This window comes from Inediibacterium massiliense (genome assembly GCF_001282725.1).
In the GTDB taxonomy this organism is placed as follows: domain Bacteria; phylum Bacillota; class Clostridia; order Peptostreptococcales; family Thermotaleaceae; genus Anaerophilus; species Anaerophilus massiliensis.
The window spans coordinates 430,890-445,933 of the sequence record NZ_LN876586.1 but is presented as its reverse complement, the minus strand read 5'-3'; the positions used below and the strand labels follow the sequence as shown (position 1 = coordinate 445,933).

Annotated in this window: 15 protein-coding genes; 3 read left to right on the top strand and 12 right to left on the bottom strand. The window is 30.0% G+C overall.

Annotation, left to right across the window (positions count from 1 at the left end):
• Nucleotides 1–193: 193 nt before the first annotated feature.
• Nucleotides 194–1,318: a L,D-transpeptidase family protein gene (locus tag BN2409_RS05965; RefSeq protein ID WP_053955729.1), complete on the top strand. Its 1,125-nt coding sequence runs from the start codon at nt 194–196 to the stop codon at nt 1,316–1,318.
• Nucleotides 1,319–1,479: 161 nt separating this feature from the next.
• Complete coding sequence (locus tag BN2409_RS05960) at nt 1,480–2,355, top strand: hypothetical protein (protein ID WP_053955728.1); 876 nt, start codon at nt 1,480–1,482, stop codon at nt 2,353–2,355.
• Nucleotides 2,356–2,467: 112 nt separating this feature from the next.
• On the opposite strand, the gene BN2409_RS05955 is transcribed toward BN2409_RS05960, so the two are convergent.
• From BN2409_RS05955 to BN2409_RS05945, 3 genes are all read right to left on the bottom strand, one after another.
• Nucleotides 2,468–3,466: a DUF3829 domain-containing protein gene (locus tag BN2409_RS05955; RefSeq protein WP_053955727.1), complete on the bottom strand. Its 999-nt coding sequence runs from the start codon at nt 3,464–3,466 to the stop codon at nt 2,468–2,470.
• 60 nt (nt 3,467–3,526) lie between these two features.
• Nucleotides 3,527–4,516, bottom strand: coding sequence for a DUF3829 domain-containing protein (locus BN2409_RS05950; protein WP_053955726.1), 990 nt, complete (start codon nt 4,514–4,516; stop codon nt 3,527–3,529).
• Nucleotides 4,517–4,747: 231 nt separating this feature from the next.
• Nucleotides 4,748–5,275 carry a ferredoxin domain-containing protein gene (locus BN2409_RS05945; protein WP_053955725.1) on the bottom strand — a complete coding sequence of 176 codons (528 nt, stop codon included), beginning with the start codon at nt 5,273–5,275 and terminating at the stop codon, nt 4,748–4,750.
• Nucleotides 5,276–5,527: 252 nt separating this feature from the next.
• On the opposite strand from BN2409_RS05945, the gene BN2409_RS05940 reads away from it, so the two are divergent.
• The gene (locus BN2409_RS05940; protein ID WP_053955724.1) at nt 5,528–6,607 is read left to right on the top strand and encodes a YibE/F family protein; all 1,080 of its coding nucleotides are present in this window, start codon (nt 5,528–5,530) and stop codon (nt 6,605–6,607) included.
• A 24-nt stretch (nt 6,608–6,631) separates the two neighbouring features.
• On the opposite strand, the gene BN2409_RS05935 is transcribed toward BN2409_RS05940, so the two are convergent.
• From BN2409_RS05935 to BN2409_RS05895, 9 genes are all read right to left on the bottom strand, one after another.
• Nucleotides 6,632–6,991, bottom strand: coding sequence for a NifB/NifX family molybdenum-iron cluster-binding protein (locus BN2409_RS05935; RefSeq protein WP_053955723.1), 360 nt, complete (start codon nt 6,989–6,991; stop codon nt 6,632–6,634).
• Nucleotide 6,992: 1 nt separating this feature from the next.
• Nucleotides 6,993–7,850, bottom strand: a complete 858-nt coding sequence (locus BN2409_RS05930; protein ID WP_053955722.1) for an ATP-binding protein — start codon at nt 7,848–7,850, stop codon at nt 6,993–6,995.
• Nucleotides 7,841–8,671 carry a nucleotide-binding protein gene (locus BN2409_RS05925; RefSeq protein WP_053955721.1) on the bottom strand — a complete coding sequence of 277 codons (831 nt, stop codon included), beginning with the start codon at nt 8,669–8,671 and terminating at the stop codon, nt 7,841–7,843. The genes BN2409_RS05930 and BN2409_RS05925 overlap by 10 nt, the downstream gene beginning before the upstream one ends.
• Nucleotides 8,672–8,686: 15 nt before the next feature.
• Nucleotides 8,687–9,055 (bottom strand): NifB/NifX family molybdenum-iron cluster-binding protein, encoded by a 369-nt coding sequence (locus BN2409_RS05920; protein ID WP_053955720.1) that lies wholly within the window; start codon nt 9,053–9,055, stop codon nt 8,687–8,689.
• A gap of 354 nt (nt 9,056–9,409) precedes the next feature.
• A complete protein-coding gene (hutG, locus tag BN2409_RS05915) occupies nt 9,410–10,423 on the bottom strand; it encodes a formimidoylglutamase (protein ID WP_053956222.1) in 1,014 nt (337 codons plus the stop codon).
• 124 nt (nt 10,424–10,547) lie between these two features.
• Nucleotides 10,548–11,480 (bottom strand): sugar ABC transporter substrate-binding protein, encoded by a 933-nt coding sequence (locus BN2409_RS05910; RefSeq protein ID WP_053955719.1) that lies wholly within the window; start codon nt 11,478–11,480, stop codon nt 10,548–10,550.
• 21 nt (nt 11,481–11,501) lie between these two features.
• Nucleotides 11,502–12,440 (bottom strand): ABC transporter permease, encoded by a 939-nt coding sequence (locus BN2409_RS05905; RefSeq protein WP_053955718.1) that lies wholly within the window; start codon nt 12,438–12,440, stop codon nt 11,502–11,504.
• A 3-nt stretch (nt 12,441–12,443) separates the two neighbouring features.
• The gene (locus BN2409_RS05900) at nt 12,444–13,916 is read right to left on the bottom strand and encodes a sugar ABC transporter ATP-binding protein (RefSeq protein ID WP_278320185.1); all 1,473 of its coding nucleotides are present in this window, start codon (nt 13,914–13,916) and stop codon (nt 12,444–12,446) included.
• A 116-nt stretch (nt 13,917–14,032) separates the two neighbouring features.
• Nucleotides 14,033–15,007, bottom strand: a complete 975-nt coding sequence (locus BN2409_RS05895) for a LacI family DNA-binding transcriptional regulator (RefSeq protein WP_053955716.1) — start codon at nt 15,005–15,007, stop codon at nt 14,033–14,035.
• Nucleotides 15,008–15,044: the final 37 nt, after the last annotated feature.

The following is a 15,044-nucleotide window of genomic DNA, read 5'->3' as shown; positions in this document are numbered from 1 at the left end:
TGAAAATATATTACAATAGTTTAAAAAAATAATATTTATTCAACAATTCTAATTTTTCTTATAATTTATTTTTTTCTATCTGTAAAAGTAATTTTCTCTCATATAGATCAAATAAAAATTCATTCATATAACCTATACCACCTACATACATTTACTTTGTGGGGAATTTATCAAAATATGGGGGGAGACTGCATTGCGTAATCTTAAATGTCTTATTTGTTTTTTACTCATTTTTACTTTAATTTTGCTTCAAGCACAGGTTTTATCATCTCATCAAATCTATGCACAAAATGAAGAATCACCTATTAGTGAAGAAGTTAAAAATGAAGTTTCACCAAAAATATCTGCAATCAAAATGGATAGAAGCAATATTGAGGTAATGGGAACTCCATTTAGATTTATAGCTATTTGTGAAGGGAAAAATTTAAGTTATGAATGGACTGTATTTAAAGACTTTGATGAAATATATAAAAAAGAATATAGTAAAGAAAACTTTTTATTTTTTACTATGAATGAATCAGGAAAATACCAAGTAGTTGTAACCATTAAAGATGATCAAGAAAAGACCATAAGTAAATTATCAGAAGAAATTAAAATTATTCATCCTCTTAAAATAAATTCTGTAGATATAGATCAAAAGAGTAAACAACCTGTTCACACACCTCTTAATTTTTCCGTTTCAGCACAAGGAAGTGGTTTAGTTTATCATTGGTATATATTTAAGGATTCAAATGTAGTCTATGATGGTTTACTCAGTGAAAATAATAGTATTTTATATACTCCAAATGAACCTGGAGTATATAAAGGAATTGTATATGTAAAAGATTTATCTGGAAAATGCATCAGTGAATATTCAGAGGAAATTATAGTATATAAAAATGTTCTTTCAGAAAAAGAAAAATTAGAAGCAATGATCAATGAAACAAATTTTAGTAGTAAAACAAATTATTTTGTATGGGTAGATACCAATAAACATAAGACTTATATTTTCGAAGGAAAAAATAAGAATTGGAGTCTCTTTAAAACAATGCTCTGTACAGACGGAACAGCATCTACTCCAACTATAAAAGGTAATTTTGAAATTTGTGGTAGAGGTCCATGGCTCACATCTTATAATGGAAAAGTAAAAGCAAAATACAAGGTACGATTTTTTCAAAATTATTATTTCCATTCTATCTTATTTGATTCTAAAGGGAAAAATATTGTAGATTCAAGACTAGGTAAGTCTCTTTCACATGGATGTGTTAGACTCAGTGTAGATAATGCAAAATGGATATATGATCATATCAAAGATGGTACGGGTGTATGTGTAAATTAAAAGACCATATACCTCTCCTTTCATATATCCATGAGTCCTTCTAAAACAGATAAATATCTAGGTACATTTTACTATATTTCGCATTTTATATTTACAATATATATATTTGTCTGTATAATTTTCAAGAAATTTAATTTTATGTAAATACAAGGAGGACATGCATGAGTATTTTTTTAGGACTATTATCACTTATTGTTAGTATTTTATTACCTGTATTGATTTTATTTTTTACAGGATTTGAAGCTTTACATTTTTCTATCTTTTTTGTTATCCCTATTGGTGCATTATTTACAGGCTATATCTGTGGATATGGATATTACAAGGGATTGTTTAAATCAAATGTCTTTATCACTGGCAAACATTTTTTAATCGGATTTGTTCTTTCACTTATTTGTATTTTGGGAATTGAGTATACAAGCTATATGATCACTTGTATAAATCCTGAAAATATGGAAATTGTCTATACGTTAGATGGTGATCATGTAAGCAACTACTATTCAGATGACTATGGACAATTTGATTTTTTTACTTATAAAAAATATATGATTGAAAACACACCTATTTCATTTAGTTATAAAGCTCGTTCTATAGGAGATATCTCCAATCCTATTGTAGGTTGGGTATTTGCCATGATAGATGCTCTTGGAGTGATTGTAGGATGTCTTTTCGCAGGCTTTTTCCAAAAAGATCACCCTTATTGTCATACCTGTAAATTATATAAAAAAGAAAAAGAAATTTTTAATTTTTCTAAAGGTGACGGTTTAGTATTCTTCGAAGACTTAGAAAGTCATTTATCTCAAAATTTGTCTATAAACACTTTACTTAATTCCTTTACATTAGATGAACATTTAGAAAAAGAAGAGCATTTTTTATGTACCTTAATATACTGTGACCTCTGTAAAACAGCTTCCCTTAAATTCGAACTTCATGAATTGAATTCTAAAAACAAATTGGAAGTCAACACAGATTTTACATACCTCATAGATGTAAACTATGATGAGATCGTACATTTTATCCATGCAACTGCTGTAGCTTAATCATTTCTATGAATGAAAATCCCCTATAGGATACATCCTATAGGGGATTTTCATTCGCTTTGTCTTCTTTTTTAACCATAGAATATATTACACTTTTATCCTATGTCATACCCTATCGAGTAATGCTTCTATTATAATAATCAATTAAATCTCCTAATTTAGAATCAAAATTTTCTGGAGTTCCTGATCGAGATGTTACATAGCCATGTTGAATATCAAACGCATCTATTGGTTCCTTTTTTTCAACTCTTTGAATAATTTCTGTTACTGAAGCTTTTACATTTCCTGCATCCTTTAAATACTGCTCTATTTGTGCTGCAACAAAACCTTCCTTTTCTAATCTACTATTATCTTTTCCATACTCTCTTAACTTTCCAATAGACTCAATTAACAATTGATATTTTTCTTTCACTGGAACTATATTTAATTTCAAAATATTTGAAGAGTCAATACCTTGATTATACATTTCATTTTGAATATCTTGAGCTTTACATAATATATCTAGCATATGATATTGAATCATGAAATCATGGTCTTTCATATTTTTCATATCTTCTTTTCTTTTTCTCTCACCCATTTCTTCCATATTATTTAAAAATACCTTCAGAGATGGATAAAATTCATTGAAATATATTTCTATAATTTGATTATGATATTCAGCTCCTTTTGCATAATTATCATCTACATAATCTTTTTGATTATAATATGTATGAGCTTCATTCATGACATTGATTAATTTTTGCATCTTAGGAATTAGATCTTGTACTGCTGCGTCAAATCCTTCTATTTTAGGCTCACTTTTTGAACATTCTAATGCTTTCTCTATCAACTCTACTTCATGTTGTGCAACTGTATTGACAAAAGGTGCCCCTGAAGGTTTTACAAATTCTTCTGTCCCAAACATGATAAAATATCTATCAATAATATCTGTAAAGTAACGTCCTGTAATAAAGTTATTCAACTCTACATAAACATTCTCCTTATTTATACGCCTTTGTTCTTGACTGATTTCCACCTCACTTGATGTATCTTTGGAATTTTCCTTAGTGTTAACATTACATGCACTAAGCATTGTACAGCATAAAATCAATACTACCATTTTCTTTAGCATATTGTTCCTCCTTCATATGTATAGATCATTTATTGCTAGACTTTTAAAAGTCCTTACAATTTATCTAGTAGGGAAATAGTTTAGATTTTTTACCTCATCTGAAAAATATACTACTCTATTATAGTAAGAAATCATAGTTCTCAAATTACTATAAAATTCCTCAGGTGACCCCAAAGATGAATCTTTTTTATTCAAGCTATTTAAAAGGTCTGCTGCTGCTGCCTTTGTCTTTTGTGCATAATCTATAAAATCCTTAAAATTATATGGTTCAAATTGAGTTTTTTCATGACTTGATGAATTATTTACTGCCTCCATAAGTTTATCTATTTCTTTTGATAAATGATTATATTGCTCTGCAAATTTTTCTTGGTCTATGTTCATCATATTTTCATCACTTATATTTTGCTTTTGTAGTTCATCAAACATATCTACTGCTATTAACATATAACTTATAGAATAATATTTAATATGCTCCTTATTTTTAATATATTTTTCCATATCTTTTTGAGTTTGTGTATAACATAATTCCCTCATAGCCTTTATAAATCTTTCTTTCTTCTTCTCATACTCTTCATAGCTAGTACAAATTTGAGTATGCAATTTCTTTCCCTCTTCAAAATGATCATCTACATAATTTTTAGAGTCATAATAAAACTCTGCATCATTTAGTATATGACTAAGCTCTACCATAGTAGGCTCTAAATCCTTTGCTGCTGCATCCAAATCTTTTATGACAGGCTCTTTTGTATACACCTGTAGATTTTTAAGAACCATATCAAGTTCTGTTTCTGATACAGAACTAATAACAACACTACCTACATTTGTAGAATAGGTATCCATATCTAATCCAAATCCTTTGTAATAATAAGCTAAAACTTCATTAAAACGCTCATTCATAAAATTATTCACTTCTACATAAGCATTATATTTTTCAATAGATAAATTTTGTTTTTCCTGTAATTTTTCTGAAGAGCTATCTTTTGGTTGCTCTTTACATGAAATTAATAAAACTAAACCCATCACCAACAATATAAAAACTATTTTTTTCATTTTCAGATTCTCCTATTTTTACAATATTGTATTTGAATTGTACCATATTATTTATAAAAATATGGGTAGTCTGATTAAAAATACATCTTATGTCCTATAGATTTTAATGTATTTTTAGTAATAATGTTATATACCAAATGCCAATACAATAAAAAACCTGGTTTGATCTAATATACACACCAGGTTTTCGAATTTACTCATATCCTATTTTTTGTTTTTACTTTCTTTTATTTATCTATCTACAAAAGGGCTTTTCCCTGATATAGATAAAGGTACACCATAAGCAATTTTTACATCCGGATGAAAATATCCTAAATTGAGTGCAGCTTTTCCCGCTGAAAACATGACTCTATTATCACAGCGATGATTTGCAGCAATGGATATAGCAGAGCCTATTGCAATTCCTAAATCACCTGGATTAAAAACACATATTCCTTTGTTTTTACGATTTTCTCCACAATTTTCATGACCACAAAATCCACAGTTTGGGCAATCAATAGGCTCAATCCTAGTTCCAAATAATACAACTAATAAAGCATCATCTACATTATATCCATCTCTTCCAATAAACTCTACCCCTGTTTCTTTTGAAATCCTTTTCATCTCATCTGCTAAAATATCTTTCTCTTTTCCTTCTATAATCAATATTTCTAATCGATCTAGTGCATTTGCCTTTGGTGCAGTTCTCGCGGCTGCTACCATCAACTGAGCTATAGTTTTTACAGCTTCTATTTGTGCTTGCTCACTTTTTATAATCATTTTTATCCCCCACCCCTTTATTGATGATACCTATAGTTTACCAAACTTTTACAATCTATAGAATTCTAATATTTTAAAATAATAAATAAATCCATTTATTCCATAACTTTTGACAAACTATATTTTAGCAAAACCATAAAAATAAGGAACAATTATTCCATAACACTCATAACTTTTTTCATAAATAAACTTTACTAACATATAGTTTATAAACAGGAAGATTTTATAAAGACAAGCTATGAGGAGGTACTTATGAAAAAAATATTAAGAATGTCTATTTTTATCTATTTATTCCTATCTTTTATTTTCTTCAATTTTAGCTATGGAAATTCTATCTATTCTACATCACAAATTCGATGTAGAGGAATGATCACTCAAATCCAAAAATCTACTCAAAATGGCGGTAATATATATACAATTGAAGCCAAATTAAAAGAAGATCCCTATAAAGATCAGCTCATCACCTTTACACATATACCTATAGAAGGAACTTCGTCTAATGTAGTTTTAAAAAAAGGAATGCCTATTATTATAAATTTACAATTGTCAGATGGACAAGTTACTCAAGCTAACTTTTTTGATATAGATCGAAGAAATTCACTCAAAATACTAGGCCTAACTTTTTTGATTTTATTAGTTATTTTTGGAGGACTTAAGGGAGTTCGTGCTGCTTTTTCTCTTATTTTCACTTTATTATCTATTATATTTTGTTTGATTCCTTTAATACTTAAAGAATTCAACCCTATTCTAGCCGCCATCATTACTTCTTCTATAGCCATATTTATAAACTTTATACTTATAAGTGGTTTTAGCAAAAAAAGTTTTTGTGCTATTGTATCTACAATAGGCGGAACTATTATAGCAGGCTTATTTGCATTTTATTTTGGAAATCTTATGGCCCTAACTGGTATATCTGACGAATATATACAAGCCTTTATTGGTTATACAGATTTATCTATAGATTATCGTGGTTTATTATTTAGTGGGGTAATCATAGGTACTATTGGAGCAGTTATGGATATTAGCATGTCTATTACTTCTTTTATTTTTGAAATCAAAGAAAAATATCCAAAAACTTCATCCTCTTCTTTATTAAAATCTGGTATAAACGTTGGAAAAGATATTATGTCTACTATGGCAAATACATTAATTTTAGCTTATGCTGGTACTTCTTTGCCTCTATTTCTTTTTTTTACTACCATGAATGTTCCTTTTTTAGATGCTGTAAATATGGAATTTATAGCTGAAGAAATATTTCGTTCCTTATGTGGCAGTATTGGCCTTATTTTAACCATTCCCTTAAGTTCTTTCATCGCTGCTATTAAAGCATAGAAAAAGGCAGGAAAATTTTCCTGCCTAGTGTTCTTCACATTCTCCTGCATGTTCATGCTCTGTACATACACTGTTTGTAGATTTTAACTGATTATTTATATAAGCATGCATTACATCTTCAAGTTTCCCTTGTGCTCCTACAATAACTGAAATATTATTTTCCTTAAATAAATCTTGTGCTGTAGCACCCATTCCTCCAGCAATAATTACATTTACTCCTTTTTCAGATAGAAATACTGGTAAAAAACCTGGTCTATGTCCTGGATTTTCTATAAATTTTCTTTCTTTAATTTCTTGATTGTCCACCTCAAATACTTCAAATCCTTCACAATGTCCAAAGTGTCCTGATACAAAGCTTCCTTCTTTCGCAATAGCAATTTTCATTTTACAACGCCTCCTTATATTTTTCATTCAATACATTCCATATTTTTTTAATTTCTTCTCCTGCTATACTTCCCCTTATACTTACAATTGGTTTTAATTGATTGACAGCTTCTTTTACCATAGGATCAAATGGTATTTTCCCTATCAAATCAATTTTTTCTTCCTTGCAAAATCTCTGTATTTCATTAGATATCTCTTCATTAATATCATATTTATTGATACAGACATATGGCTTTACTCCAAAAAATTTAGTTAATTCATATACTCTTAGAAAATCTTCCACTCCAGATTGGGATGGTTCTACTACAATCAAAGCTATATCACATCCTGTAATAGATGCCATTACAGCACACCCTACTCCTGGTGTTCCATCTAGTATGATCCATTCATCATTTTTTTTATATTCCATAGCTTTTTTTCTTACTTCTGTTACTAATTTTCCAGAGCCTTCTGCTCCTACAATCATTTCTGCTCTAGATAAAATGCCATGGTCTGTATCCGTAATCATTGTCTGTCCTGTAATTTCATCTTCTAGACAAATGGCATCAAATTTACATACTACTTTACAAGCAGCACATCCTTCACATTTTAGTGGATCTATGGAAAAATTAGAAATGGCATCAAACCTGCATACACGTGCACATTCTCCACATTGCACACATTTATCTTCATCAATATGAGCTAATTTTGCTCCAATAAAATTATCCTGATCCATATCTTTTCCTTTTAATAAAATATGAAGGTTAGATGCATCTACATCACAATCTACTTTTATACTTTCTTTGCTGAGATAGGAAAATGCTGCTGCAACTGTAGTTTTTCCTGTTCCACCTTTTCCACTTATAACAACTAGTTGCATGGGCACACCTCCCTAATTTTTTGACCTATTTCTTTAAACTTTTTCTCATAATCTACATCTTCAATCAATAATTTCCCTTTTGAATATAATACTGCCACTTTTTTGTCAAAAGGAATTTTGCCTAATATATTTATATTTTCTTTTTCACAATAATCATCAATTAAATCTTTTTGCTGATCTACTCGATTAATAATGACTCCAAAAGGAATATCCATTTGTCTCATAAGCTCTATAGCAATTTTTAAATCATGCAGTCCAAACTCCGTAGGTTCTGTTACCAATATAGCATAATCTACTCTTTCAATAGCAGATACGACTGTACAAGAACTTCCAGGAGAACAATCTATAATTGTATTTTGTTCTTTGTTTATCTTTTTTAACTGTTTTATGATAGGTGTAGCCATAGGTTCTCCTATATTTAAAACACCTCTCATACAAGATATCTCCTTATCTTGTCCTACCTCTATCTTTCCTATGACCCTATCTTCTTCTTTTATGGCATCTACAGGACATGTGAGTGTACATGCACCACATCCATGGCACAATTTTTCAAATACCAACACCCCGTTATTTGTTCCTGCTAATGCATGAAATTGACATATATTCACACATTGATTACAATGAATACATTTTTGTTCATCTATTTTAGGAACAGGAATACTTACATTCATCTCTTTACCTATATTTGGTTTTAAAAAGATAAAACCATTAGGCTCTTCTACATCACAATCTATATAACTCCATCCCATAGATTTTGCAAGATTTACAGAAACTGTAGTTTTTCCTGTTCCACCTTTTCCACTAAGTACTGCAATTTTCATATTACAACCCTCTCCTTACTGGTTCTTCATTCCAAAGTGAGCAGGTCCTGGATTTTTGATTTCATCTAGGTTTTCTTTTTTAAATGCATCTATTTCCTCTTGTATAGCTAATCCTTTACCTTTATAAATTTTTATATCAGACCCTTGTAATACTTTCATAGCATTTGGTCCTATATATCCAGTAATAAGTACATCTACTTTCTCATCCACTATTTGTTGTCCTGCAGCAATTCCTGCACCTTGTGTTGCTGTTAATCCTTTGTTTTCTAAAACTTTTTCTTCATTTGTTTGTGTATCTACAATAAAAAAATACTGACATCTTCCAAAACGATCATCCATCATAGAAGTTTTTTCTTTTCCTAAGCTTGAAACACAGATTTTCATAAAACACCCCTCCATTTTATAAAATTAAATAAACTACTCATATTCATTATTGGCATTTGCTAATTATATTATACTACTTTTTTAATTCTTGTCAAATGCCAATTAAAAAAACCTGCTTCACAGCAGGTTTCATACTAAAGACAAACTATATTTTAGCAAAGTCATAAAATTCGGAACCATTATTAAGAATTTGTGAAAATATAGAATAAGTGAGAAAATGCTTAGCATTACACTGTTTGAGCATAGCGAGTTTGTAATACTATTTTCGACCGTTTCGTCATATTTTCCAAATTTGAAAATTAGTGAAGAATTTTATGACTTTATCTATAAGCTCAACCTGCTATAAACAGATTTTTAAATTGCAAGATGTTTCATTTGAGACAAAGTTTGAATCACTGAATAAATCAATACAGCAGCTAAATTCGAAGTAGTATTATCTTGATCAAATCTTGGAGAAACCTCAGCAATATCAAAGCTAACTACTTTATTGGATCTTAATATATATTTTAAAAATTTTAAAACTTTTTCTGGATCTAAACCTAATGACTGTGTAGCACTTACACCTGGTGCAAAAGCTGAAGAAAATACATCCGAACAAATGGTAATATAAATATGATCTCTAAATTTTATAAAATCATCTATCTCCTCTAATAAATTCCAATAATCTGTACTCAAAATATCCTTTGCTAAAATGTAACTAGCTCCTAATCGATCTGCTGTTTTGAATAAGTCTACTGTATTACTATGTTTTTGAGCCCCTATACAAAGATAAGAATATTTTAAATCTTTTTCCTTACAAATATCTGCAATTTGTCTAAACATAGTTCCTGAGCTTCCTCCATTTGGATAAGGTCTTATATCTAAATGGGCATCAAAATTAATAATTCCAATGTTAGGCTTATCTTCAATTTTCTTTAAATTACTTAGTATTCCATTATAGTGGCCAAAAGCAGTTTCATGTCCTCCTCCTAATACAATAGGAAAAAGATTTAAACTTAATATTTTCTCTACAGCCTTTGATAGTAATTCTTGGCTTTTTTCTAGTGTAGCATTTTCACAAAATATATTTCCTGCATCAAATAACTTTACTTCTTGTGTAAAACAACAAGGTAAATTGGATAATTCCTTTCTAATACTTCTAGGTCCCTTAGCAGCGCCTACTCTTCCTCTATTTCTTTCTACCCCTTGATCACAACAAAATCCAATAAATGCAAATCCAAGTTTTCCTGTATAGGGTTTTAAATCTTCTTTTCTTAAATCCATATTTTCTACCCATTGATGCCATCTAAAGGCATCAAAATTTTTATCATCATCTGTTCTTCCCTGCCAAACTATTTCATCTGTGGTCTTATAGTTTATCTCAAACATTTTTCCACTCCTCATATCCTTTTTATTTTTTATCTCATATACATACAAAATTTATTTCCTATATAATTATATAGTTTATATGAAAAAGACAATAAAAAAAACCCCTCATAAGAGGGATTTTTGTCTATTTTTCATCTGACATATATACATCTACTAATACATGTGGTTCTGGTTTTGTACCATCTTTTAAGTAAGCATCTACATAATTTACTGCTTCTTTACCTATATATGGGAAATCTTGAACTGCTGTTACTGCCATTTTTCCTTGTTCTATTAGTTCATATGCTTCTTTTGCTCCATCAAATCCAATAACAATAATTCCGTCATCTAATCTTCCTGCTGTTTCAATAGCACGAGCAACTCCTACTGCCATTGTATCATTTTGTGCAAATACTACATCAATATCATCATGTTTTGCTAATAAATCAGACATAGCAGCTTCTGCTGGTGCCATAGAAAATTCTCCTACAGCTGTATCAATAATTTTAAATTTACTGTTTGGATTCTTTGCAGGATCAACAACACTTAAGAATCCGCCCCCACGTTCACGTTGTGGAGCAGTACCAATGATTCCTTCTATATGTACTACATTTCCACCTTCTGGTAATTTCTTTTCTAACCATTTTCCTGCAAGTTCTCCACCTTTTTGGTTATCTGTAACAAGATAAGATAAAATACCATCTACTTCTACAGATCTATCTACTGTTACTACAGGAATGTCTTGAGCAATTGCATCTTTTAGTGCATTTGCAGTTGATGATTCATCTGCAGGATTGATAATAATTGCGGATACCCCTTGTTGAATGGCGTCTTCTACTTGTGAAGGTTGCTTAGATGCATCATTTTGACCATCATACACTAAAACTTCATAACCTAATTCTTCTCCTCTTTTTTGTACTGCATCACGAAGTACATGGAAGTATGGATTTCCTAGGTCTGCCATTAGTAAAGCAATCTTTTGTTTTTCTTCTTTTTTTGCTGCTTCATCGCTTTTGCTACATCCAGCCATTGTAAAAATCAATGAAAGGATCAGTAGTAGTGAAACAATTTTTTTCATTATAGTTCCCCCTTATTTTTATTATGCATTACTTTTACGGTCTAAAATTACCGCTAAAAGTATTACAAGCCCTTTAATAAATTGTTGGTAAAACGCTGAAACACCTATAATATTGAGTCCATTGTTTAAAACTCCAATAATTAATACTCCTAGGAAAGTACCAAAAACTTTTCCTTTTCCTCCAGATAAGCTTGTCCCACCTATAACTACAGCTGCAATAGCATCTAATTCAAATCCCATTCCTGCTGTAGGTTGAGAGGAACTAAGTCTAGAGGTTAAGATCACTCCTGCTAATGCAGATAAAAAACCACTAATTACGTACACAAAAGTCTTTATTTTATCTACTGGTATAGAAGATAATCTTGCAGCTTCTTCATTTCCACCTACTGCATACACCCCTCTACCAAAGGTAGTATTTTGTAAAATGACAAGTAATAATACTAAAAACCCTATAAATATAATCATGGGAATAGGTATTTTCAAAAATTCTCCTTGGCTAAACCAGTCTAATATAGGAGCATTTTTTGTTAATTTCATAAATGGAATTCCATCTGAAATAATCATAGTAATACCTCTGAACATAGTCATAGTAGCCAGTGTAGCAATAAATGGTTGAAGTTTTACCTTAGAAACTAAGACTCCATTAAATGCTCCAAGTAAAGTTCCTAAAATTAATGCAGCAAGTATAGAAACTACGTCAGAAAATCCTGAGGATACCATAAGACCTAAAATCATGCCTGATAACCCCAAGGTTGCTCCTACAGATAAATCGATTCCTCCTGTTAATATAACAAAGGTCATTCCAAAAGCAATCAATCCATTGATAGACACTTGTCTAAATATATTTAATATATTATACATAGTAAAAAACTTTGGATTTAATATGGTTACAATAATCACTAAAAGAAGTAAACTTCCTACGGTTCCAAATTTCTTATATAATCTACCTATTTTTTCCATAAATTATTTTCCTCCACCCGTAGCATATTCCATAATTTTTTCTTGTGTAGCCTCTTTTCCATCAAATATCTTCTTTAATTTCTTCATATGCATCACTGCAATTTTGTCACAAATTCCCAAAATCTCTGGAAGTTCACTAGAAACTACTATAACTGCAACTCCTGATTTTTTTAATTGATTAATAATTTCATAAATTTCTTTTTTTGCTCCCACATCTACCCCACGTGTTGGTTCATCTAATATCAGAACTTTTGGATTTGTCATGAGCCATTTTGCAATAACAACCTTTTGTTGATTTCCTCCACTTAAATTTCCCACTTCAATATTTTGACTAGGAGTTCTTACTTTTAATTTCTTTATAAATTCATCTACTTCCTTGGATATTTTAGAATCTTGAATCATTCCATTGTTTGTAAATTCCTTTAAAGAAGGTAATGCCATATTACTATTGATCGCAAAATCTAATATAAGCCCTTCATTTTTTCGATCTTCTGTAATAAATCCAATTCCTAATTTTTTTGCAGTTAAAGGAGAATCTATTTTGACCTTTTTTCCATTTAAATAAATTTCTCCTGTATCATATTTCATACTTCCAAATATGGCATGCATTACATCTGTTCTTCCTGCTCCCATAAGGCCCGAAAATCCTAATACCTCTCCACTTCTTACCTCAAAAGTAATGTCTTCAAATTTTCCTTTTTTCGTTAATTGTTTTACAGATAAAACTACTTCTCCTGGATTTGTTTCTACTTTAGGGAAACGATCATCCATGTCATATCCTACCATCATGCTTACAATTTCATCAAAATGAGTGTCAGCAATCTTTTTACATCCAATATATTTGCCATCACGCAAAACCGTAATTTCATCACAAAGTTCAAATATTTCTTCCATTCTATGAGAAATATAGACAAATGAAACCCCTTGGTCTCTTAGATCTCTAATGACTTTAAAAAGTAGTTCTATTTCTCGATCTGTAAGAGCAGCTGTTGGTTCATCCATAATAATAAGTTCTGCATCTAACAAAAGAGCTTTTGCAATTTCAACCAATTGCCTATATCCTAAAGAAATGTCTTTCATAAGAACAGTAGGATTGATATCTAGTCCTAATAACTGAAGTTTTTCTTTTGCAATTTGGATCATAGTTTTTTTATCTAAAAATCCAAACCTGTTTTTAATCTCTTTTCCTAAAAACATATTGTCTACAATGCTCATTTCACGAAGTACATTTAACTCTTGATGAATAAAAGCAATTTTTAGATTCTCACTCTCTCGAATATTATGTATTTCTTGTGATTTCCCATTGATGATGATTTCTCCAGAATCTTTTGTATAAACACCTGTTAAAATTTTCATCATTGTAGACTTTCCAGCACCATTTTCACCCATCAATGCATGAATCTGTTTATCTTTAACGTGAAGTCCTGCATTTTCTAAAACATGTACATCACCAAAAGATTTTTGAATATCTTTCATTATTAATTCCACGTGAACACCTCGACTTCTAAAGATTTGATGCTTTTCATAATCCATATGGAACTAGTTCCTTATAATGTAAAAAGTTACTATCCTTTCTACATGAACTAAAATTTTCAAGAATATGTTGTCTCTCTTTTTATTAATTTTGTTTCCATAAGATAATCCTTAATAGGAATCTCTTCTCCATGGATTAAACCTATTAAAAATTCAATGGTGGTCTTTCCTAAGTTTTGTATTGGCTGGCTAATAGTAGTTAATGAAGGATGTACTAATTCACAAATAAAGCTATTATCAAAACCTATAATTTGAATTTCTTCAGGAATTTTCACTCCTCTTTTTTTAAGAAATTTCATTACTGTAGCTGCAGCAATATCATTAAAAACAAATATTCCATCATAATCTCTAATATTTTTTATGCTCTCAATATTCTCTTTAAGCATTTTTACTTGAAAATCACTTTCAAATTCAATGTAATCGATTTCTAAATTTTTTTCTTTCGCCCCATCTACAAATCCTTTAAATCTCAGCTCTGTTGCTTCAAAAGTTTGAGGTCCTCTTACATGTAAAATTTTTCTACATCCTTTTTCATACAAATGTTCAAAAGCAATTCTTCCTCCTTGATAATTATCGGAAGAAATAGTAATAATTTTATCAGAAATATGATTTTCAAATGAAACAATAGGAATTTCAATATTTTTATATTCTTCTCCACATTGACTTCTTGATACAATGATTCCAGCTACTCTATGGCTTTGTAACACATCTAGATATTTTTTTTCTTTTTCTTCATTATCATCTGTATTACATAGTAATATATTATATCCCATATTACTTGCATATTCTTCTATAATAGATGCCATTTGATTAAAAAACGGGTTAGATATATTGGGAACCATCAGTCCTATTGTCTTTGAATTCTTAGTAAAGATTGCTCTAGCCAATGCATTAGGTTTATAATTTAATTCTTCTATTACCTTTTGAATCTTTACTTTTACTTCATCACTTACATAGCCTGTTTCATTTAAATATCTTGATACTGTTGCAATACCTACTCCTGCTTTTTTCGCAATTTCTCTTATATTTGACATAAACACTCCTACAATATCTATTTACTTGATTCCTGAT

Bases quoted from the DNA above. Each gene is read 5' to 3' on its own strand.
- BN2409_RS05960 (WP_053955728.1), top strand. From the start codon at position 1,480: ATGAGTATTTTTTTAGGACTATTATCACTTATTGTTAGTATTTTATTA.
- BN2409_RS05955 (WP_053955727.1), bottom strand. From the start codon at position 3,466: ATGCTAAAGAAAATGGTAGTATTGATTTTATGCTGTACAATGCTTAGT.
- BN2409_RS05950 (WP_053955726.1), bottom strand. From the start codon at position 4,516: ATGAAAAAAATAGTTTTTATATTGTTGGTGATGGGTTTAGTTTTATTA.
- BN2409_RS05945 (WP_053955725.1), bottom strand. From the start codon at position 5,275: ATGATTATAAAAAGTGAGCAAGCACAAATAGAAGCTGTAAAAACTATA.
- BN2409_RS05940 (WP_053955724.1), top strand. From the start codon at position 5,528: ATGAAAAAAATATTAAGAATGTCTATTTTTATCTATTTATTCCTATCT.
- BN2409_RS05935 (WP_053955723.1), bottom strand. From the start codon at position 6,991: ATGAAAATTGCTATTGCGAAAGAAGGAAGCTTTGTATCAGGACACTTT.
- BN2409_RS05930 (WP_053955722.1), bottom strand. From the start codon at position 7,850: ATGCAACTAGTTGTTATAAGTGGAAAAGGTGGAACAGGAAAAACTACA.
- BN2409_RS05925 (WP_053955721.1), bottom strand. From the start codon at position 8,671: ATGAAAATTGCAGTACTTAGTGGAAAAGGTGGAACAGGAAAAACTACA.
- BN2409_RS05920 (WP_053955720.1), bottom strand. From the start codon at position 9,055: ATGAAAATCTGTGTTTCAAGCTTAGGAAAAGAAAAAACTTCTATGATG.
- hutG (WP_053956222.1), bottom strand. From the start codon at position 10,423: ATGTTTGAGATAAACTATAAGACCACAGATGAAATAGTTTGGCAGGGA.
- BN2409_RS05910 (WP_053955719.1), bottom strand. From the start codon at position 11,480: ATGAAAAAAATTGTTTCACTACTACTGATCCTTTCATTGATTTTTACA.
- BN2409_RS05905 (WP_053955718.1), bottom strand. From the start codon at position 12,440: ATGGAAAAAATAGGTAGATTATATAAGAAATTTGGAACCGTAGGAAGT.
- BN2409_RS05900 (WP_278320185.1), bottom strand. From the start codon at position 13,916: ATGAAAGATATTCAAAAATCTTTTGGTGATGTACATGTTTTAGAAAAT.
- BN2409_RS05895 (WP_053955716.1), bottom strand. From the start codon at position 15,007: ATGTCAAATATAAGAGAAATTGCGAAAAAAGCAGGAGTAGGTATTGCA.